Consider the following 22382-nt stretch of genomic DNA (forward strand, 5'->3'; position numbering starts at 1 on the left):
CATGCTAGACGTCTGGCTGACTTGGTCACCGCCGGCGCTTACGGGCTGGCTCTGCGAGCGTGAGCGCGCGCGCAGCCGGCGCTTTGTGCGCGAGTCGTTGCGGGCCCGGTTTATCGGCGCGCATGCGTTCAAGCGATGCGTGATGTCGGACTATGTGCCGGCCGTTGAGCCATCCGCGTGGCGCTATGCCGAAGGTGTGTACGGCAAGCCCGAGGCGACCGCGCCATTTCCGTACCGGTTCAATCTCAGCCACTGCGGGGCGGCGGTCGCCGTGGCGATCGCCTCGGGCGAGGTCGGCGTCGACATCGAATGCCACCGGCCGGTTGCAATGGCCGCAACGCTGGCTGAACGCGTGTTCCATCGTGGCGAGCGGCAGTGGCTGGCACGGCAGGCGAGCTTCGACGCGGCGTTCTTCCGGCTATGGACGCTGAAGGAGGCGTTGCTCAAGGCGGCCGGCATGGGCTTCCGGTTTCCGCCCGAGCAGGTCGGCTGGCAGGCGCTGGACGCCCCGCTGGCGCATGTCTGCTTCCATGGCCGGCGCTGGGCCGGCATCGGGCACCGGCTCGAGGGCGCCACGCTGGCCGTGGTGGTGCCATACGAGGAGGGAACCGCCGGGGCGCGCCTGCTGCAAACGCGAATGCGGGTGCCGGCGGCCGGAGCGGGCGACTTGCCCGCCTGCGCCAGGCTGGCGGCGGTCGCCGCGCCGGTGGGGATTGGCGGCGGGGTCGGCGGCAGGATCGGCGACACATCAGGATTTCTCAACCAGGAGCACCCGGCATGAAGCAGTACTTCACCTCAGGGGCGGGATTGCCCCAATGGTCGGCCCCGATCAGTCACGCGGTCGTCGCAGGCGACACCTGCTACCTGAGCGGCCAGCTGGCACTCGACGCGCAGGGCCGGTACGTGCCCGGCAGTCCGGCAGAGGAGACACGGCTGGCGTTCGGCAACCTGTTCCGCGCGCTGGAGGCGGCGGGGTTCCGCCCTGACGAGCTCGTGTTCGTCGACATCGCCTTTGCCGACCTGGCTGCGGTCGCGGAGGTCAACGCGGTGTTCGCCGGGTTGTTCGACCCGGCGCGTCCTCCGGCGCGCACCATCTACGAGGCGGCGGCGCTGCCATATGGCGGCAAGATCAAGGTGATGGGCGTGGCCGTGCGGGACCGAACTGCTGCCAGCCTATAGCCGACGATTGGCGCCAGTGGCCACGCGGCGGTCATGGCGTGTCCGCGGCGGTCTGCACCGGGCCGGACAGTGCGCGCAGCAGGCTCTGCAACTGCGCCTGCTCGGCCTGTGTCAGGGCGAGCGGCTTGAGTTCTGAGTGCCCGACGGCCGCCCTCGGCGCAGCGCTGTAGTGGCGGATCACGTCCTCCAGCGTCACCAGCTGTCCCGCGTGCATGTACGGAGCACGCTGCGCGACATTGCGCAGGGTCGGCGTTTTGAAGGCGCCGAGCATGCGCGGGTCGTCTTGCGCGATGAACCGCAGTTCCTCGCACTGCTCGGGGCGGGCATCGCTGAAACGGCCCAGGCAGTTGAACTCGTCGGCCATCACTGGCGCGATGGCCGCGGCGCGGCCGCGATCGGGATTACCCGGGTCGAGCGGTGCGATCCCAGTGTTGTGGAAATGGTGATCGCTTAGCAAGGGGCCGCTGTGGCACGTTGCGCATTGCGCCTTGCCGATGAAGAGCCGCAGGCCGGCTTTCTCATGCCTGTCCAGTGCATAGAGCAGGTCGGGGCGGCGCTCCACCACGCCACGAATGTATGTGTCGACGCGCGAGTTGCCATATCGCAGGCTCGCCTCGTAGGCCGCGATGGCCTTGCCCATGTTGGCGAAGACGCGCGAGACTGCTTCCTGCGAACGAGGGCGGAGTGCCTGCCACGCGGCGCGCTCATCAGCGGTGCCGTTCGGCGAGCCATGCGGTGGCAGCCCGGCGAGATCGGGCATCGGCCCGAACAGGGCCTCGTACTCGGCGCGGTAGTGCCGCTGGATCACGTGCGCGGCATGCAGACGGGTCTCGCCATGCTCAAGCGGATTCTCCATTGGGCCGAGCGCCTGCGCCCACAGGCTGTCTGCCCGTCCGTCCCAGAAGAAAAAGGGATTGGCGGCGATATCAACGACCGGCATGGTGCGTCGCTGACCCTTGCCGATGCCGATGCCGGTGCCCAGCGGGATGCCGTCCTGGAACTGGCGGGCCGGGTCGTGGCAGCTCGCGCAGGACACCGCGCCGTTACGACTGAACCGGGTGTCATGGAAGAGGCGCTCGCCGAGCCCAGCGGCTTGCGGCGACCTGGCGACGCGGTTGGACGGATCGGCCGGTGCCGCGGCATTGGCGTCGTGGCGCATGGAGCCTAGGACGGCGCGCTCATCGTCCGTCCAGCGATCCGCGTTCTCTAACCCCTGCCAGGTGTCGCGCAGCGATCCTGCCGTGGCGGCGAGCGCGGCTACGGCGAATGCCACGGCGAGCAGCAGATGCTTGCGGGGCAGTGTCCTTGGCGCGGCACGCTCGCGCGTTGTGTGCTGTTCGGTCATGGCTCAGGCTTCCGTGAGCAGGCGCTGGATGTTGCCCGACATCAGCCAGACGCGTTGCTGGGGCGCCAGGCCGTGCAACGGGCCGTCCGCGGCGAGGAACATCTCCATCACCTTCTTGTGACCGCCGGAATTGCGAAACACCGGCCAGTCGGTGCCGAACAGAATCTTGTGATTGACCCCCATCCGGAACAGCTCGCCCAACGCGGCCTGCCAGCCGCCGGGGTGCATGGAGCCAAGGAACGCGCTGATGTCGAGATAGAGGTTCGGTCGGTATGCGCACAGGGCCGCGCACACGTCGGTGTAGTGGATCGCGCCATGCGCGAGAATGAAGTTGACTGCGGGGAAATCGATCGCGGCGCGCTCGATGAGCAGCGGGTGCGAAAACGAAAAGTCGAGCGCGGGCGAGGTCGGGCCAATGTGCAGCAGCACCGGCAGGCCGTGAGCGCCGCAGATCTCATAGTAGGGATAAAGGGCAGGGTCGCTCGGACTGTAGCCGCAGGGCGGGTACAGCTTGAGGCCGCGGAAGCCGTACTCGCGCACGCCCTTCTCGAACAGCGCTACGCCGTCAGCTCCCCAGCGCGGATCCACGCCGGCGAAAACTATCAGCCGCCCCGCGTGGCGCTGCGCGATGCGGTGATGCTCGGCGAACATCTCGGCGATCGTCAGTTCGCTGTCCATCACGTAGCTGAAGTCCGGCAGTAGTACCACGCTGCTTGCGATGCCGGCGGCGTCCATGTCGGCCGTCAGCGCATCGCCGTCATGGTCCTGGCTCTGCTTCAGGTACGTCTCAAGCACGTCCGCGAAGCTCTTCTTCACGCCGTTCGCCCGCAGCCGCGCCACGACGTTGCTGCAGAATCCTTCGTAGAAGGCCCGCGGGATGAAGCGCGTCGACGCGATGTGGCAATGAGCGTCGACGATCTCGCCGTCGTACAGGACCGCGCTCATGCCGTACGCACTTCTGCCGCGCCGTCGCGGTCGACTGCGGGCTGCAACAAGGCAGTGATCCGGGCGACGGCGCGCTGCTTCAGATCCGTCACCTTCTGCATCATGAAGTGGCCCGCGTGCGTCTTGCCTTGCGCGCGCGCGTAATCGGGCAGCACGCCGTAGGTCTCAAAGCCGAAGTGCGTCCAGATCCGGTGGGCCGGCGTGTCGGCGCGCACGTCGAGCGTCACCAGCTCGACGCCGTCGGCCTCGCACTGCAGCGCGATCTCGACGAACGCCGCGGGCAGCACCGCGCCGCCCCGGTGGTCGCGGTGGATCATGCCCTTGGCGAGGTCGGTGATGTGGCGGTTGTTCGGGTTGAGGTTGCGGCGCAGCGTGCAGAGGCCGATCAGCGTGCTGTCATCCGCGAAGATCGTCAGTAGGCGGACCTTGCCGGCCGCGAGGTTGGCCCGCAGTTCCGCGATGTAGGCGTTGGCCTCGTCGTCATTGATCTGCTCGGCGAAACCGATGACCGGAGCGCTTTCCGTGGTGTCGCGCATCAGCGCGATGATGGGGGGCGCGAGGTCATCGCCAATCTCGGCCGCCCAGCGGTAGTGAATGTGTGCGGGTTGGCATGCGCCGCTGGTCACGGCATAGCGGGCGCCGTCTTCGGCGTGCATTCGCAGGGATTCGATCATGGCTGTCGCAAGGAGGGTCAGAGGCAGGTTTGCGAGGTGTCGCGATGGCGCGACGGACTTTGTTTGAGTACGTCTTCGATGACGCCGCCGAGCTGGTGGGATCTGAGCCAGTGGTCGTCGTAGACGGTGTCCAGGTACTTCAGGCCGCTGTCGGCGAGCAGCAACACGACATTGGCGGGCCCGGACATGCCCCCGATATAGCGCCGCGCCGCGGCGACGACGGAGCCTGAGGAGCCGCCTAATAGCAGGCCTTCGTCGAGTGCAAGCCGCCGACACGAGACGAAGGCGTCGTGGTCGGAAATCTTGATCACCTCGTCCACCGAATCGGTGCGGATATTGCCAGGCTGGAAGCTCAGGCCCGTGCCGTTCTGCAGGAACGGCCGGAACGTGCCGCCGAATACCACCGAACCCTGCGGCTCAACGCCCAGCACGCGCGTCTCGGGGTTGCGCTCCTTCAGGTAACGGGCCACGCCGCTCAGGTGGCTGCCAGTGCTGGCGGAACTGACCACGGCATCAACGCGGCCGGCGAGCTGCGAGAAGATCTCGGGGCCGGTGGAGTAATAGTGTGCGTCGATGGCCGCTGGATTGTTGTACTGGTCCAGGTTGATGCAGTCCGGCAGCCTGCTCGCGATCGACCTCGCCACCGCAATACGCTTGCGCTGGTAGCTGCCGGTCTCGTCAGGCTTCTCCACCATTTCGACCTGACCGCCGAAGGCGTGCACAAGGTTGACATTGCTCTTCGGCGTTTTGGGGTCTAGCACGCAGATGAAGTGGTAGCCGCGCGTGGCGCACAGCATGGCGAGCGCGTGGCCCATGTTGCCGGAGGTGGACTCCACGACCGACCATCCTGGCTGCATCCCGTGGTCCCGCTCGGCACGGTTCAGCAGTTCGAGCGCACTGCGGTCCTTGATGCTGTATCCGGGGTTATGACATTCCAGCTTGCCGTAGACATGGATGCCGCGCTCGCGATCCGAAAGCGTCTTCAAGCTGATCAATGGGGTGTTTCCGATGAGCTCGGCGACACTGTTTGCGTACATGAGTCGATCTCCGTGCAGCTGGTAGCGTTTGTGAAACGGCGGCGAGCGGCGGGTAGTGGTGTCGCCGGACGTCAGATTTCCCCCAGGACGAGCGCTCCGGCACGTTGCGCGGGCAGGGTGGCCAGTCGTGGATGCGGCGGCGCTGTGCCGGTGCCGTCGCGCACGAAGGCAAGCAGCAGTGCCGCCACGAGCTCGCTGTTCTGGTGGATGAAGTAGTGGCTGGCCTGGCGCATCTCGAAGTGCAGCGGTTCGCGCAGCCGGCCGCAGATATCGCGTGCCTTACTCGCACAGGTCATCGTGTCGCGCTCGCCGGTCACGAGCATCAGCGGCATTTCGAGCCCGCCGGCCGGCAGATGGTCCAGGCCATGGGTGCGGAAATTCAGCAGCTGCCGGCTGTAAGCGACCATGTTTTCCGGTGACAGGAACGGCGCGTGGAGCCAGTGTTGCGTGGCCGCGTCCATGCGCTCGAAGATCGCGGCGCCGTCCGGCTCGGGCGACGCGGCATCGTTGCGTTGCAGCAGGGAGACCATGGACTTCGCCATGCTCTGCGCCGCCTGCGGCATGCGGGCGACCAGCTGGCACATGGTGTTCAGGCTGACCTCGAACGACGAATCGGCGCCCGCGTCGCTGCGCGCGCCGGCAAATGACGGGGCAAGCAGCGCGAGCGACGCGATGGCCTCGGGCCTCGCGTGCGCCAGTTCGAGTGCGAGCTTGGCGCCGCCGCACCAGCTGGCCACGTGGCAGGACACGCGGCCTTCGGCGCGCAGGATCGCGCCAAAGCGGTGCAGGAAGATCGTGTGGGCATCGGGCGTCGCATAGTAGGTCTGAGGCACGCCGGAAGGCATCCCCGGCCCGTCGTCATCGGCCGGCACGAGGATCGTCATGTACGCGGAAACGTGCCGCACGAGGTCGTGCCAGACGTCGAGCGTCATGCCGAACGCGTTGACAAGCAGCAGGGCGGAGCCGCTGCGACCGTCGCCACCATTGCCACAGCGGTAATACGCGCTGCCGTCCGCGGTCGTACACCGTTGCAAGCCTGGCAGCGACTCAAAGGACGGCACGTCGCCGCGCGCGAGCACGGCCTCGCTTGCGGCGACGAGCGCGTTCACGCGCGCGCGCCAGTCGAGGGCGCTGTCTTGTGGCAGGCGGATCTCGCCGAGGGTCGCCGCTTCCGTCGCGTGCGTACCGCGCTGCTCGGCATCGAGGTGGCGCAAGTCCTGCAGCATCAGTTCCGAGACCGCGTCGGTCGTGCCAATGTCCCGTACCGGAATGCCGGCCGCGTCCGCCACTGCTGCAATCAGCGCACGCCAGGAACAGACGGGCGTGCCGTGCACCACATGATCACCGGGGGGCAACGTCCGCGCTGCGCCGGTCGGGAACGCCGCGAAGGCCATGGTGTCCACGTGACGGATTTCGCCAGCGTCATCGGCCGGCAGCGCGAGCGGCACGGAGGCGAAATAATCGGCGCGCCGCCGGCGCACTTCATTTAGGGTCTCAGTCAGTCGGCGGATCGCCTTGTCTAGCGGCGTGCCCGGTGAATCGACGCCGGAGTCGGCGTCTGGGTCCTCCGAGCGGCGCTGCGACTGGCGTTCGAGGTCGGTCATGTCCATTTCCCTGAAGGCTCAGTGCCTTGATCGGATCAGTGTCTCGATCAGGTCAACGGCATCGCCAATGGTGAGCATGTTCGCGAGCGCGTCGGTGTGATCCGCGAGGCTGATGCCGAAGCGCTCCTCGGCCAAGGCCACGAGACTGAGCATCGAAATCGAGTCGAGCATTAGGTCGCTGCCGAGCGTCGTCTCGGCGGTCAGCACCTGCTCCGAGAGGTCGGTCGGCGCGATCTGCGGGACGAGCGAGACGAACGATTCGAAGATCGACGCCCGCTGCGCGGGCGCGAGCGGGCTTCCGGGTTGCTCCATGGCGTTCTCCGGTGGATAGGCAAGGCGTAGAGATTTATACCGGTGCACCCGCGCGCCTGACTACCTGCACGGGAGTACAGGGTCCTCGACTCCACAGAGGACTCCGTCCAAACGGACAGGTACCCACTGGCATCCCGTCCAATTACAGTGGCCACGACCAACGACAGGGAGCTTGTTATGACACAAGACGCCGCCACGGTTGCAACGGCCGCCATGGATAGAGCCACGTTTGCCCAGGCGCTCCGGGTAACGCTGGATGAACAGTTGACGCTGGACCACCCCATCTTCAAGGAGCTATTCACGCCGGAGCGGAACTGGCTGCTGCTCAAGATCATCTCGCTCGAGGGCTACCAGATCACAAAGTTCTTTCTCGAGTACATCGAGACGCTGCACTACCGCTGCCCGCTATCGGCGCACAAGCGCCGCCTGCTTTTCAACATGTTCGAAGAGGAAACGGGTCGCTTCTCGAAGACGAAGAACCATGTGGAGCTGATGGAGGATTTCATCCGCGCTCAAGGCATCTCCGACGAGGAGCGCGACGTGTGGACGCCGTCCGACGCCACGTTGGAGCTCATCCACTATCGCCTTGACAACTGCCACGGCGAGAAGACCTATCACATCGGCGCGGCCGCGGTAATGATCGCCAGCGAGGGGCAGAGCCTCGAGACGCGCGCAGGCGATGCCCGACACACGATCCTCGCGAACTGCTATGGCTTGACCGAGCAGGACACGCTGTTCTTCTCCGTGCACCAGAAGGAGGATGTGGCGCACGTGGCGGAAGGCATCAGCCTCGTCGCCGACGTGTGCGACACCTTCGAGATGCAGCAGGAGGCGATTCACGCCGTGCGGCATACCTGCAAGCTGTTCTGGAACATGTATGAGAGCGCGGCGCAGAAGTACTACAGCCTGCGCGATGCCGGCGAGCCGGCCGCCGCGCTCGCCTGAGCCAGCCTGAGGGAGGCACACGATGAAGATCCGGGAGATTCCTGGCCGGCTGCGCGGCAGTGCATGCGTGCTGACATTCGTGGACGAGAAGGGCAACGAGAGCTGGCACACGTTCGACGGGTTGCATGCCGACGTCCAGGCTGCGGTGCGACGCGCGCAGGAGATCGGCCTGGCACCGGGCTGCCGGATCGGCATCGCCGCGCCGAGCGGCTATGCGTGGATGGTGTGGGATCTCGCCTGCGCCGCCCTCGAGTGCGTCTCGGTGGCCTTTCCGAATGAGAAGCCGCAACGCGGCCTGGAGGAACTGGTCGAGGCCTACAACCTGACGCTGTTGCTAGTGCATCCGCAGTGGCTACCGCCATCGGCACCGCTGCCTCATCGCGTGGTGGACATATCGCGCTTCGCTCCGGACCATGAAGCGCTTGTGAGCGCGCGTCCGATCCGGCATGCGCCGCACACGCATTCCCTGGTGTTCAGCTCGGGCACGACCGGCAGGAACAAGGGCTTGATTGTCAGCGCTGCGGGCACGGAGCACCTGATCGATCTCTACTTCGACGCGTTCGGCGTAGAGCCGGCCGAGCGCTTCCTGACCTTCCTGCCGTTTGCGAACTACCAGCAGCGAATGGTCTATTACTTCTGCCTATACCACGGCGTCGATTTCGTGTCGGTGCCGTTCCAGCGCTTGCTCCCGTCGCTGCAGGCGTACCGGCCGACTTTCGTCATCGCGCCGCCGGTGCTGTACGAGACGCTGCACAGCCTGACCCGCGCTGGTGCGGGCGCTGGCGCCAGCCCGGAAGCGCTGGCCACGCGCCTGCGCCATCTGACCGGCGACAACATGCGCTACATGGTCACCGGCATGGCGCCGATCAAACGCAATGCGCTGGACTTCTTCTGGGAGTGCGGCGTGCCGCTGTACGAGGCCTTCGGCATCACCGAAGCCGGCATGGTCGCCTGGAACAAGCCGGGGCGCGTGCGCATCGGCACCGTCGGCATGCCCGCTGAGCCGGGGTCGGTGACACTCGCCGAGGACGGTGAGGTCATCATCTGGCGCGAAGCGTTGCTCTCGCTCGGCTATTTCGAGGCGTCGGAGGAGGACGCGCGCACGACGTTTCTAGCTTCCAACGCGGTGGCGACCGGCGACATCGGCGAGTTCGACGACGACGGGTTTCTGCGCGTGGTCGGCCGCAAGAAGGACGCGATCATTACCAGCAACGGCGAGAAGTTCCACCCCGAGCCCATCGAGTCGCTGATCTGCCGCGATCCGCGCGTCGACGTGGCCGTAGTGCTGGCGGGCGATCGGCCCGGGCTCAGCGTGGTCGTGGCCACGCGCGCGCACGAGGACCGCGCGGTGACGCAGGCGCTGCGGGAACACATCGCCACCGTCAACGAGACCCTGCCGGCGCAACAGCAATTGCGGCATATCGTATTCACGGGCAGCGAGTTCACGGCCGACAACGGTCTGCGCACCCGCAATCTCAAGCTCAACCGGAAGGCCATCGCGGCCGCCTTCCTGGCGCAGGCCTGATTCTCGCCCACTAGCGCGGGCGCCCGGAGATCCTCCGTGCGCCCGTACTTGCGAAGCATGGAAACCGACTCTTCTCATCCTGAACGACCACCATGAATCCCGGCTATTTTCCCCTGGCGCAGCCGCACTCCGTCATCGAGACCCTGGCGGCATGGCGTGAGCGGATCCCCGATCAGCACGCACTGACCATACTGCGCGACGGGGAGGATGTGGAGTGCATGGCGACGTTTCGCCAGCTCCACGACGCCACGCAGACAATCGCCTCCGGACTGCGCGCGCGCTGCCCTCGCGGCACCCGCGTGATACTACTGCTGCCGACCAGCATGGCGTTCGTCGGCACGTTCTTCGGCTGCCTGGCGGCGGGCATGGTGGCCGTGCCGGCCTTTCAGCCGCAACAGACCCGAAAGGTCGTGCAGTGGCGGAAGCTGCAGGCGATCGTCGACAGCAGCCGCGCGACGCTGATCGTGGCGCCGGACAAGTCGCTGGCGACGCTGGCCGGCTTGCAGGCCACGGAGGGGCTCTTCCAAGGCTGCGAGTTCGAGACGTACGACGGGCTGCTGGCAGCCGGCGAAGGGCAGCGGCGCGAGACCACGGTGCTGCCGTCGACCGACGACCTGGCATTTCTGCAGTACACGTCGGGCTCCACGGGCACGCCGAAGGGCGTGATGATTACGCACGGCAATATCCTCGACAACCAGCGCGTCATCGCCGCGCTGATGGGTCACACCCAGCACTCGCGCGTGTTGTCGTGGCTGCCGCTCTACCATGACATGGGCCTGTCGGTCGTGCTGCAGATGGCTTCCGTGGGCTCCTGCGCCATGCTGATGTCGCCGGTGGACTTCGCGCAGCAGCCGCTGCGCTGGCTGCGCGCCATCAGTACGCATCGCGCACATACGTCGGGTGGTCCCAATTTCGCCTATCAGATGACCGCGGCAGCGCTCGACGCCCTGACGCCGGAGGATGCGGCGCTGGACCTGTCGAGCTGGGACATGGCGTTCTGCGGCGCCGAGCCGATCCATCCCGATACGATCGTGCTGTTCCAGCAGGCGGCTAGAAGACACGGCTTCGCGGCGCAAGCGTTCTATCCCTGCTACGGCATGGCCGAGGCGACGCTGATGGTGACTGGCGGCGCGAAAGGCGGCGGGGCGCGCTACCTCGACGTTGGCACGCGCCAGTTGGCCGAGGGCCGCATCGAGCGCGTGGCGGCGGACGACCAAGATGGCAGGCGCCTGGTGTCGTGCGGCGGACCCGGGCTGGGCGTCGATATCCGTATCGTGACGGCGGCGGGTCTGCCGGTCGCCAATGCGTCCCAGATCGGTGAGATCTGGGTGCGCGGTCAGAGCATCGGGTCCGGCTACTTCAACAACGCCGCGGCGACCGACGCGACGTTCAGGGCGACGCTGCCCGGATGGGGCGACGACGCGCGCGGCTACCTGCGCACGGGCGACCTCGGGGCGCTGATTGATGGTGAACTATATGTGACCGGGCGCGTTAAGGACATGCTGATCCTGCGCGGCCGCAACATCTATCCGCAGGACGTGGAGGCATGCGTGCAGGACGGCGTACCGGACCTGCGACGCGGCTATGGCGCGGCTGTGTCTGTGCCCGCGGGCGACGAGGAAGGCCTTGTCATCATCCAGGAGGTTGGCCGGCGGCTGCGCCGGGGGTTGGACGCGGGCGAGACGGCGCGGCAAATCGTGATGGCCGTCAACGAAGAATTCGGCGTAACGCCGCACGCCGTGGTGCTCGTGGAGCCCGGCTCGATCGAGAAGACCTCGAGCGGCAAGATTGCGCGGACGTTGTGCCGGCGCGCGTACCTGCAAGGTGAGCTTCGTGTGGTGGCGACGTGGACCGAGGGGCGGCTAGCCGGCCAGACCGGCCTGGCGGACGTTATGGCGGTCACGCCAGCCCTGGCGGTCGGGCTTGACGCGGACGCCGCCCCGGCCAGCGCGGCGGCGCTGAAGCAGGAGGCCGAGCGCCGCATCGTCCGGATCGTCGCCGCGTTCACGAAGACGGACGAGGCACGCGTCTCGCGCAAAACGCCGTGGGCCGAGATGGGTTTCGATTCGATGATCGCGCTGCAACTGGCGCTCAAGCTGCGCGAGTCGACCGGCCTCGCGCTCGACGCGGCCATGCTGTGGGAATTCCCTGATATCGATGCGCTGGCTAACTATCTCGCCGGCATGGAGGGCGCCGCGCAGGCGCTGGCGGTCGGCGCAGGCGAAGCGGCAGCAAGCGCGGCGGCGCCGCGTGCGCAGGCGTTGCCGGCCGTTTCGCGCGTGGGGGGGCACACCGCAGGCGAGCGCACCGAGGCCGACGTGATGGCGCTTTCCGATGCCGAGGCGGAGGCACTGCTGCTGAATGAACTGGAACGCTGACACAAAGCGACACAAAGCGAAACAGGACTTTCAATGAGTGAGATGATGACCGCGCAGACTCCCGCAGGACTCAGCCCCGTCAAGCGGGCGTTGCTGAAGATCGACGCGCTTCGGCGTGAAATCGAGCAGACCCGCCAGGCGCGCGGCGAGCCGATCGCCGTGGTCGGCATGGGCTGCCGTCTGCCTGCCGGCGCAGATTCTGCCGAGCGCCTGTGGGACATGCTCGCGGCAGGCACCGATGCGGTGACGGCCGTCCCCGACGAGCGATGGACCGATGCCGGGCAACGCGCGCTGTCGGGTCGCTGCCTCGACAGCTACAGTCGGTACGGGGCGTTCCTGGATGACGTGGATCGCTTCGATCCGGCTTTCTACGGCATTTCCGATCGCGAGGCGCGGCATATCGATCCGCAGCAGCGTCTGTTGCTCGACTGCAGCTGGCGCGCGATCGAGGACGCCGGCTTCACGCGCGAGAGCATCAAGGCCTGCAAGACAGGCGTCTTCGTCGGTTTGTCGCTTGACGACTATGCGAAGCTGTCCGGCCAGCTACCGCCGGCCGAGCTTAACCTCGCACAGAACGCGCTTGGCACAGCGCGGCCGTTCGCCGCTGGCCGGATCTCCTACCTGTTCGGCTTTCATGGCCCCTCGCTGCAGCTGGACACGGCCTGCTCGTCGTCTCTGGTCGCGATGCACCTCGCCTGCCAGAGCCTGAGAAGCGGCGAAGCCGACGTGGCCCTCGCGGGCGGGGCGAACCTGATGCTGACGCCTGACATGACCGTGGCGCTATGCGAGCTGCAGGCGCTGTCGCCAGACGGGCGCTGCAAGACGTTTGACGCGTCGGCCAACGGCTACGTGCGCGGGGAGGGTGCCGGCATCCTGGCGCTCATGCGCCTGTCGGACGCCGTGGCGCAGCGACGGCCCATTCGTGCGCTGATCCGCGGGTCCGCCGTCAACCACGACGGCAGGAGCAACGGCATGACGGCGCCGAACGGCCTCGCGCAACGGGACGTGATTCGCGCGGCGCTCGACCATGCGGGCGTCGCCTCACGGGAGGTCGACTATGTCGAGGCGCATGGCACGGGGACGTTGCTCGGCGACCCCATCGAGCTGCGCGCGCTGCACGATGTTTACTGCAAGAACGCGGACCGCGCGCAGGACTTGCACGTCGGCAGCATCAAGACGAACATCGGCCACCTCGAGGCCGCCGCGTCGGTTGCCGGCCTGATGAAGCTCATCTGCTCGCTCGAACGCGGCGAGCTGCCGCGGCATCTGCATGTACAAGCGCCGACGCCGCATGTCGACTGGAACAGCATCGGCATCCGTATCGTGGACGAACACATGCCATGGCCGTCGTTGCAGTCGGGCAGGCGGGTCGCCGGCATCAGCGCGTTCGGCATGAGCGGCACCAACGCGCACCTGATCGTCGAGGCGTACCGGCCCGAAGGTAATGAGCGCGCCGAGGCGCGGCCAATGCCGTCGGCATTCTGGGAGACGGTGCGCGAGCCCGCTCGGCTGTTTGCATTCTCCGGCCACTCACCGCAGGTGCTCGCCAGGGTGCTGGGTGATTTCGACGACTGTATTGCCGCAGCGTCCGACACGAGTCTCGCGGACCTGTCGCATGCGCTGCTGGCGGCGCGCGACGTTTATCCACATCGCGCCGCCGTGGTCGCCTCGGACGTCAGCGAGCTGCGGGGGAAGCTGGCTGAGGCGAAGCGGCTTGCGCTGGCGTCGCCGGCGGCCGCGCCATCGCCACGCGGCAAGCTCGCGTTCCTGTTCACGGGGCAGGGTGCCCAGTATGCGGGGATGGCACATCAGCTCTATCGGACGTATCCGGTATTCCGCGAGGTGTTCGACGAGTGCGACCGGTACTTCTGGACGCATGACGAGCGCTCGCTCGTCGACGTGCTGTGGGGCGACGACGTCGCGCACGTCGACGACACACGCTACACCCAGCCGGCCTTGTTCGCGCTCGAGATCGCGCTCGCGCACCAATGGCAGGCGTGGGGCGTGGTGCCGGACGTTTTGATCGGGCACAGCGTGGGCGAGTATGCCGCGGCCTGCCTGGCCGGCGTGTTCTCGCTCGAGGACGGCATGCGGATGATAGCCGCGCGCGGGCGCCTGATGGATGTGCTGACGCCGCCGGGCAAGATGTGCGCGGTGTTCGCGCCCGCGCAGGCAATCGCCGGGCTGCTGCGCGACTATCGTGGAGAGGTAGCGCTGGCCGGCGATAACGGCCCGGCCAGTGTGGTGATCGCGGGCGAATCCGACAGCGTCGATGCGTTCGTGCGCGACCTGGAGGCGCAAGGGGTTTCCGCGCGGCCGCTGAAAGTGTCGCGCGCCTTCCATTCGCCGCTGATGGCGCCGATGCTGGATGAGTTCGCCCGCGTTGCCGAGTCGGTCGCCTACACGCCGCCGCGGGTGCCGATGGTCTCGAACGTTACCGGCGCCATCGAGGAGGATCTTTTCTGCGACCCCGGCTACTGGGTGCGGCACGTGAGCGATACGGTGCGCTTCCGAGACGGGATGGCGGCCCTGGCCGCGAGCGGCGTCGCGCTTGGCATCGAGGTTGGCCCGGGTAAGGTTCTCGCCAGCCTCGCCCGTGAATGTTGTGTCGGTACCGATGCAGCTGCGGTTCGCTGGCTGCACAGCTTCGACGCTCACCGCGACGAGTGCGAGCAGGTGCTCAATGTGCTGTCCGCCGTTTTTGCGGGCGGTCGCGATGTCGCCTGGCCTGCGTTCAGTGGCGGCGCGGCCTGTCCGCGGGTCAAGCTGCCGCCATACCCGCTCGACGCGCGTCCGCTGTGGCTGCCTGATGTCGGCGGGGCCGGCGGGGCAGGACGGACGGGCCTCGGGCTGGCGGCTGTGCGCGAGTGGGAACATGCGCCGAGGAGCCTGCTGGGCCTCGCGGTGCCGTTGCCGGCCACGCAGGAGACCCGCTTCGTAAATCGCCTCGACGTTGCCGGCTACCCGTTCCTTGCGGGACACGTGGTACACGACAACGTGATGTTCCCCGCCGCCGGCTTCGTGGAAGTCGCGCTGGACGTGGCCATGCGTTGCGGGAGCTCAGCGGGCGCCACGACGGCGCGCGCAGCGTCCCGGATGCTTGAGGCCCGGGAACTCACGTTCGATGCCGCACTGATCCTGCCCGAGGGAGGTGCGGTCACGCTGAGCACCGTCGTGACGCCCGTAGACGGCGGCCAGTGCCGTCTCGGCATTTTTGCGAGCGACGACGCGCAACCGGCCGAGGCGCGCATCTGGACACGCCACAGCCAGGCCGCGTTCGACGCGGCGCCGGCCAACGGTGAGCTTTTGCTGATGCCCCCCGTGCCTGCCATGTCGCTCGATGCGTTCCGTGCGCGCTGCACCGGTGCATTGCCAGTGGACACGCTGTATGACGGCCTGCGCGCGGTGGGCCTGTCCTACAGCGGCGGCTTCAGGTCAATCCGTGCCATCTGGCAAGGTGAGGGTGCCGCGCTTGGCCGGATCGAGCTAGACCCTGCCGCCCGGCACATCGCCGGGCATGCCGTGCACACGGCGCTGCTCGACAATGCGTTCCAGCTCGTGGCCGCCGCGCTGGGCGACACGGAAAGCCTGGTCGCGCACGTGCCTGTGCGGATCGAACGCATCCGCAGCCGCGTGCTGGTCGACGTCCATGCGGCCTGGTGTGCGGTCTCCATTCGCCATCGCCGCCGGATGATCGGTGCCGACCTTTGGCTCTTCGACGATGCCGGCACCTGCATTGCGCAGATCGACAACCTGCAACTGGCGGCCATCGCCCCGGCGCGCTCGGCCGCGCCGGGTCAGGATGCGGCAATGTATCGCCAGACCTGGCGTTTGCTGGAGGACGTGGCGGCGCCCGGCGAGGCGGCGCGCACGGCGGATTACGCCGTGTTCGGCGAAGCCGCCGGCTTCGGAGAGGCGCTGGCAGGCTATCTGGGCACGCAGCCGTCGCACGCCGTCGAGACCGAAGCCTTCGGCCCGGCCCTCCGACAGCTCGCCGCCGACGCGGCGCCCATGCGGGAACAGGTGCTCGTCTATGTCTGGCCGCAGCGGCCGGGCATCGATGACGGCATCACCGGCGCGCGGGCGCTCGCGGACATCCAGGCTGACTATCTGCGCTTTGCTGCGTTCTGGCGCGCCGTGCGGGAGACAGACTGGTCGGGCCGCACCGTCCGCCTTTGTGTGATGACACGGTCGGCGCAGCGCTTGCATGACGACAACGCGCCCGTGGTGCCGCAACAGGCCGTGGCCTGGGGACTCTCGCGCAGCCTCATGCACGAGTGCGACGACATTCGTGTGCTGGTGGCCGATGTGGCGGATGTGGTCGATGTCGCCGATGTGGCTCGCGCACAGGCGCCGGCGTTCGACGCCGCGCTGCGCGCGATTGATGCCGGCAGCCGTTCGGACGAGGCGCAGTTCGTGGTGCGCGGCACCGACGTCTACGTGCCGCGCGTGTCGCGCCGCGATGCGCCGTTCCCTGGCCGTGCGCTGGCCGGTGGCACTTACCTGGTGACGGGCGGGCGCGGCGCCATCGGGATGCGGGTCATCGAGTGGCTGATCCGACGCGGTGGCACGCGCATCGTCGCGGCAAGCCGGGGCCTGCCCGACGCCGCACAGGTCCAAAATCTCGAGAGGCTGGCGGATGCGCAGGGCGTCTCGCTCGAGTTCGTCGCCATGGACATTGCCGAAGACGGGCAACTGGACGCACTCGTGGCCCGTATCCAGGCCGATGAACGCCATCCGCTGCGCGGCGTCTTCCACGCTGCCGGCGTGCTTGAGGACGGCATGCTGCTGTCACAGAGCCCGATGGCGGTGCAGCGGGTGCTCGCGCCAAAGATTGCGGGCACGCTGAACTTGCATCGCGCCACGGCGCACTTGCCGCTCCAGTACTTCGTCTCGTTCTCTTCGGTCGTGGCCGCCATCGGCTCTCCGGGCCAGTGCGCCTACGCCGCGGCCAACGCATACATCGACGCGCTCAGCCGCATGCGTAACGATGCGGGGCTCGCGGCGCATACCATCAACTGGGGCCTGTGGGCGGGCCGCGGCATGGCCGAGCAGCTCGACGCGTCGCAACGCCAGCGCATCGACACATACGGGCTGAAGGCCCTGGACCCCGAAGCGGCGCTGCAGGCGCTGGAGCGCCTGGCCGGCGAGCGGGACGGGCAAACGCAGGTCTGGAACGTGGATGTGGATACGCTGCTCGCGCGCAGCGCCAGCGTGGCGTTGCGGCCGCTGCTGGGCGAGCTGGCCGGCAGCCCCGCGCCCGCCACGCAGGGAGGCGGGCTGGGCCAGCGCCTGCGGACGCTGCCGCTCGACCAGCGGGAAGCGGTGCTGACGCAGCATCTGCAGGCCGAGCTGGCCGCCACGCTGGAGGTCGCGCGCAGCCGGATCGACCCGGACGCGGCACTGATCGCGCTCGGCCTGGATTCGCTGATGGCGGCGGAGTTTCGCAATCGGATCCGCCGCGAACTGGCGGTGGACATTCCGTTTGGCCGGCTGCTGGAAGGCGCGACGCTGCGCGACGTGGTGAAGACGATCGTGCCCTCACTGGCGACGGACCAGCCGGCGGCGGCGCCGGCGCCGGCGTCGCCCCCTGCCGCGCGCTCCGACAAGCGGCTCGACGCGGTATCGGCGGAGGCCAGCTTTGGCGCCGAGATGACATCAGGGGAGTTATGAGTTCAATCGACTACATCAACCGGCTCGCGGCGCGCGGCATCCAGTTGTGGGCCGAGGACGGAAAGTTGCGATACAAGGCGCCCGCCGAAGCGATGACACCGGAGGTGCTCACGGAACTGAAGGACGGCAAGACGGTGTTGGTGGCGCTGCTCGAACAGTTTGCCGGAACGGCGGGCAGCTATCCGCTGTCCTATTCGCAGAAGTCGCTGTGGTCGCTGCATCAGCTGAACCCGGACAGCACCGCCTACAACGTCACGTATGCGACGCGGTTGGCAGACTCGGTCGACCTGCCGGTGCTGGCGCGTTGTGTGGACTACCTGATTGCGCGCCATCCGATCCTGCGCACGACCTATGGGGTCGTCGACGGCGAGCCGAGGCAGCGCGTGAGCATCGAGGCCAGTGCGCGCCTGGTCGTCGACACGGTGACCGATGCCGACGCGGCCGCAATCGACCGCTGGATTGACGACGTGGCAAATCGCCCATTTGACCTCGAACAGTCGCCGATCCGGCTGCGGCTGCTGGTCAATGCGTCGCGTGCGGCAGACTCGGGTGCGCCTGCCTGTGTGCTGCTGCTCAACGTGCACCATATCGCCGCGGACTTCTGGTCGCTGGAGATCTTCATTGACGAGCTGCGCCGCCTCTACGAAATGGCGCAGGCAGGCGAGGCGTTGAAGCTGCCGCCGGTGGTCCTGCAGTACAAAGACTATGTCGAACACGAGGCGTCGCAGTTGCAGGGAGAAGGGGCTGCGGCGCTGGCCGCGTTCTGGGCGAACGAACTGCGTGATGGCGCGCCGCTGCTGGACCTGGCCACTGATCGCGTGCGCCCGCCGCTGAAGACCGAGAACGGTCGCGTGCATGCCCTGCCGCTTGGCGAGGTGCTGACGGAACAGGTCAGGGCGACTGCCCGAAGCCTGCGCGTGACGCCATACATGCTGCTGTTGTCCGTCTACCAGATGTTCCTGTTCCTGCAGACGGGACAGCGGCGCGTTCATGTCGGCGCGCCGACGGCCGGCCGAGGGATGCCGGGTAGCGAAAGCGTCATGGGGCACTTCGTTAATACCGTGGTACTGGCCTGCGAGATCGACCCGGACGCCTCATTCGCGGAACTCGCAGCCGCGACGCGCGAGCGCATGGCCCGCGTCCTCGACCATCAGGACCAGCCGTTCCCGCTGCTCGTCGAACAGCTGCGTCCTCCGCGCGATCCCAGCCGGTCACCGCTGTTCCAGGTAATGTACAACTGGAACCAGCAACGCTCGGGGGCCATGGCGAAGGCGGGCGGTGGCGCGGCCCTGTTCGGCGATCTGCTCAAGGCGTCGAGCACCGGTACGCGCGGCGCTACGCACGACCTAACGCTCAACATACAGGACTACGGCGACGAATACCGCACCGCGTGGACATTCAACACCGATCTGTTCGACGAAGAGACCATTGGCACCTGGGCGCTGCAGTTCGCGACGCTGGCCGGCCAATGCCTGACCTCGCCGCAGCGGCCGACGCGCGCATTCTCTCTGGCCGCGGACGCCGACAAGGCGCGCGTCACCGCGCGTCTGGAAGCGGTTGCCCACTTAGGTATAACCGCGTTGGCAGGCGCAGGGATCGGCGCGGTGGCCGCCAGCGACCCCGCCCGCCTGGCGTGGCAGCTTGACGCGCATGTGGTGACCTATGGTGAATTGGTCGATGCCATTGGCGACCTGCATGGCCGTCTGTCCGCACAGGGGGTGCGTGCCGGCATGCGCGTCGGCGTGCAGCTCGCCAGCCTGGGAGAGCGCGCGCTCGCGTTGCTGGCACTGCTGCGGCTGGGCGCATCGGGGGTCTCATGCGGCGATGACGAGGTGCCGCAAGCGGAGGACCGGGGGGCGTTCGCGTGCTTCGTGGAGGGCGGTAGCGTAGCGGGGGCCGGATGGGCCCCGGAGGCGATCCGGATTACGGCGTCGCACGATGACGCCCGCGCGGCCATCGGAAGCGACACCGGTGACGACGCGCGACGAATCGGCGGCTTCATTACGACTATTGGCGCGGAGATGAACGTTAGCGCGGACACCCGTGCGGTGCTGCTAGCAGGGACCGAAGACCGCCTGGCTATGGCGATCCTGATCGCTGTGGCGGGAGCCGGTGGAGCGGTGCGAGTGCCTGGAGACACCTGCATCGCGGAGCTGGCCGGTGACGCGCGCGCCGAGGCGGGGCGGACGGTCGGCGCGCACGTCGCGGCGTTCGGCGCGACGGCGATGGCGCTACCGGCCTTGCTCGTGCCGTTGCTGCCGGATGCGGATGGCGCGCCGCTGCGCTGCCTGCTGGCTTATGGCGATCACCCGTATACGATTGCGGCCCTACGCGCGCGTCAATCTGACGTCCCGAGCGCCTCGGTCGCGCTGCGCTTCGTCCCCTCGGCAAGCCTGAACGGCTGGCAGCCGCCGGCCGTGTTTGAGCCCGAGGGGAGGGGACAAGCATGGCGCTTGAGGGAATCCGATGACGACGGGGCCGTGCCCGCGGTTCTGGGGCCCAATGGCGCGCTGGCGGCGCGGCGGCAGCGTGGCAAACTGCATTGGCTAATGCCCCAATGCGAGGCTGCCGGCAGGCCGGCGGATTGGCACGAGGACCTCGCTTCGTGGCGCAGCAAGATCCGCGCGGTGGCGACGCCAATCACGCTCACGCGGTGCATGGACGCGCTGGTATGCCGCGATCCGTCGCTGCGTGTCGCCGAGCATGGGGCGGTGCCGGTCGAGCTCGGCGTGGTCGAGCAGTGCGTGGCGAGGGTGCCGGGCGTACGCGAGGTCGCCTGCCATGTGCAGGAAATCGAAGGGCGCCTCGGGCACGTCGCCTACATCGCGACCGATCCGGCGTGGGAGGACGCCGTCGGGGACGGGGTGCAGGACGCGTTGCGGCGCCTACTGCCCGATATCATGCACCCCGATCATGTCGTGCGCGTGCCACGATTGCCACTGGACGAGCGTGGCGCCCTCAAAACGTCGTGCCTGCCGGTGCCGGCTGGCGTGGAGACGCAGGCGCGCGCGGCGCGCGACGCGGTCGAGCGCACGCTCGCCGAAATCTGGTGCGATGTGCTGTCGCTGCCCTCGGTCAATATCGATGACGATTTCTTCGAACTCGGCGGCGACTCCATTCTCGCGGCCGTGATCGTGTCGAAGGCGTCTCTGCAGGGTATCTACCTGAAGCCGAAGGATGTCTTCGAGTGCGGCACGATCGCCCGGCTCGCCAGGGCAGCCAGTGCGACACCGTTGGTCGCTGCGGAGCAGGGGCCGATCGATGGCGACGCGGTGCTGGGGCCGGCATCCGCCTGGTTCTTCCACCACATTGATGTCGACCGCTCGCACTTCAATCAGGCACTGCTGCTGTCGATGCGCGAGCGACCCGACGAGACGGCTATGCGCGAGGCGCTGCGGCGTGTCGCGCGGCAGCACGACGTGCTGCGTTCGCGCTTCATCCGCGGCGACGACGGCTGGCGCCAGGTCTTCGATGGGCGTGACGACGAAGTCGCGTCTAGCGCATGGTCCGTGGTGTCCTGTGTCGGCCCCGACGGCCGCCTCTGCGACGACACCCGCGATAACGCGATTCACGCGTCGCAGACGAGCCTCGATATCGAGCAGGGCACGCTGTGGCGGGTGGTCTGGCTCGCTGGTCCGACGCTCGCCGAAAGCCGGCTGCTGATCGTGGTGCACCATCTGCTGATCGATGGCATCTCGTGGAGCCCGCTGCTGCAGGACATCAGCGATGGCTATCAGGGGGCGCGGGCCGGTAAGGAGCTGGCACCATTGCTGAAGACGACTTCCGTGAAGGCGTGGGTCGGGCAATGGCAGCACGCCCTGGGCAGCGCCGAGCTCGATGCGGACCGCGAATACTGGAACGGCTTCGCCGGGCGCCTGTACGAGGCGATGCACGGCGACCGCGCCGGTGCGGTGGCGCTGATGCGCCATGGCGACCCGGTATCGAAGTTGCGGGTTTGCAACCAGGCTTCGGGCATCTTCTCCATTGCGCTCGACGAGGTGACCACCGAGGCATTCCGCACGACGGCCCATCAGGCATACGGAACGGACGCCGACGACATGCTGCTCGCCGCGCTGCATGCCGCGTTTCACGCCTGGAGCGGCAGCTCGGCGATGCTCGTCGACCTGGAGGGACACGGGCGTGCCGCACTGGGCGAAGCGGTGGACCTGAGCCGCACGATGGGCTGGTTCACGTCCATCCATCCGGTGTTCCTGGAAGCGGGGACGATCACGGATCCGGGTCGATTGATTCGGTACGTGAAGGAGCGCTTGCGCGAGACTCCGCGCAAGGGTGCGAGTTTCGGTCCGCTGAGATACCTTACCGATCCCGCTGCGGATGCGACGGCACAGGCGCTCGCCGCGTTGCCGCCCTCGCCGGTGTTGCTCACATACCTTGGCCAGCTCGATCAGATGACCGCCACGGCGTCGCTGTTCGGCCCTGGCCTCGAGCCCGCACCGGGTATCCGAAGTTCGCGACAGCCACGCACGCACTTGCTGGATTTATGCGCGTTCATCGCGCGTGGCCGACTCACTATCGAGTGCACGTTCCACAATGCGCCGGGCGTCGAAGAGGGCATGACCGCATTGATGGCGCACTTCAAGGCGAACCTCGTGGCCATGGTCGAGCATTGTTGCGGCGACGATGCGGGGGGGCTAACGCCTTCCGACGTGCCGGGACTAGATCTCGGCCAAGACGAGCTGGACGCACTGCTAGAGGAGGTCGCGGCGCTCGAGCGCTGAGCGGGCCCCCGCCGGGACAGAAGGAA

Annotated in this window: 13 protein-coding genes; 7 read left to right on the forward strand and 6 right to left on the reverse strand. The window is 67.7% G+C overall.

Annotated features, from left to right (window positions below):
* Position 1 precedes the first annotated feature (1 nt).
* Complete coding sequence (locus tag J8I82_RS29870; protein WP_209763065.1) at positions 2–781, forward strand: 4'-phosphopantetheinyl transferase family protein; 780 nt, start codon at positions 2–4, stop codon at positions 779–781.
* Positions 778–1179, forward strand: coding sequence for a RidA family protein (locus J8I82_RS29875; protein WP_209763067.1), 402 nt, complete (start codon positions 778–780; stop codon positions 1177–1179). Before J8I82_RS29870 ends, J8I82_RS29875 begins: the two co-directional genes overlap by 4 nt.
* Positions 1180–1210: 31 nt before the next feature.
* Here the strand turns inward: J8I82_RS29875 and J8I82_RS29880 are convergent, their stop codons facing one another.
* From J8I82_RS29880 to J8I82_RS29905, 6 genes are all read right to left on the reverse strand, one after another.
* Positions 1211–2524 carry a cytochrome-c peroxidase gene (locus J8I82_RS29880; protein ID WP_209763068.1) on the reverse strand — a complete coding sequence of 438 codons (1314 nt, stop codon included), beginning with the start codon at positions 2522–2524 and terminating at the stop codon, positions 1211–1213.
* A gap of 3 nt (positions 2525–2527) precedes the next feature.
* Positions 2528–3469 carry an amidohydrolase family protein gene (locus J8I82_RS29885; protein ID WP_209763070.1) on the reverse strand — a complete coding sequence of 314 codons (942 nt, stop codon included), beginning with the start codon at positions 3467–3469 and terminating at the stop codon, positions 2528–2530.
* Positions 3466–4143, reverse strand: coding sequence for a GNAT family N-acetyltransferase (locus J8I82_RS29890; protein WP_245180280.1), 678 nt, complete (start codon positions 4141–4143; stop codon positions 3466–3468). The genes J8I82_RS29885 and J8I82_RS29890 overlap by 4 nt, the downstream gene beginning before the upstream one ends.
* Positions 4144–4160: 17 nt before the next feature.
* Positions 4161–5180 (reverse strand): PLP-dependent cysteine synthase family protein, encoded by a 1020-nt coding sequence (locus J8I82_RS29895; protein ID WP_209763073.1) that lies wholly within the window; start codon positions 5178–5180, stop codon positions 4161–4163.
* 71 nt (positions 5181–5251) lie between these two features.
* Entirely contained in the window at positions 5252–6784 is a 1533-nt protein-coding gene (locus J8I82_RS29900) for an alpha/beta fold hydrolase (RefSeq protein WP_209763075.1), read from the reverse strand.
* A gap of 18 nt (positions 6785–6802) precedes the next feature.
* On the reverse strand, positions 6803–7096 hold the full coding sequence (locus tag J8I82_RS29905) for an acyl carrier protein (protein ID WP_209763077.1): 294 nt from the start codon (positions 7094–7096) through the stop codon (positions 6803–6805).
* A 147-nt stretch (positions 7097–7243) separates the two neighbouring features.
* Here J8I82_RS29905 and J8I82_RS29910 point away from each other — a divergent pair, with 147 nt between their 5' ends.
* The 5 genes from J8I82_RS29910 to J8I82_RS29930 all read left to right on the forward strand — a co-directional run bounded on the left by J8I82_RS29910 (position 7244) and on the right by J8I82_RS29930 (position 22356).
* Complete coding sequence (locus J8I82_RS29910) at positions 7244–8041, forward strand: iron-containing redox enzyme family protein (protein ID WP_284183223.1); 798 nt, start codon at positions 7244–7246, stop codon at positions 8039–8041.
* A gap of 22 nt (positions 8042–8063) precedes the next feature.
* Positions 8064–9566, forward strand: coding sequence for an AMP-binding protein (locus tag J8I82_RS29915; RefSeq protein ID WP_209763079.1), 1503 nt, complete (start codon positions 8064–8066; stop codon positions 9564–9566).
* 92 nt (positions 9567–9658) lie between these two features.
* Positions 9659–11944 carry an AMP-binding protein gene (locus tag J8I82_RS29920; RefSeq protein ID WP_209763080.1) on the forward strand — a complete coding sequence of 762 codons (2286 nt, stop codon included), beginning with the start codon at positions 9659–9661 and terminating at the stop codon, positions 11942–11944.
* Positions 11945–11986: 42 nt separating this feature from the next.
* On the forward strand, positions 11987–17617 hold the full coding sequence (locus J8I82_RS29925; protein ID WP_209763082.1) for a type I polyketide synthase: 5631 nt from the start codon (positions 11987–11989) through the stop codon (positions 17615–17617).
* Entirely contained in the window at positions 17614–22356 is a 4743-nt protein-coding gene (locus J8I82_RS29930; protein WP_209763084.1) for a condensation domain-containing protein, read from the forward strand. The genes J8I82_RS29925 and J8I82_RS29930 overlap by 4 nt, the downstream gene beginning before the upstream one ends.
* Positions 22357–22382 lie beyond the last annotated feature (26 nt).

It is taken from the genome of Cupriavidus consociatus, assembly GCF_017814975.1.
Classification (GTDB): Bacteria; Pseudomonadota; Gammaproteobacteria; order Burkholderiales; family Burkholderiaceae; genus Cupriavidus; species Cupriavidus consociatus.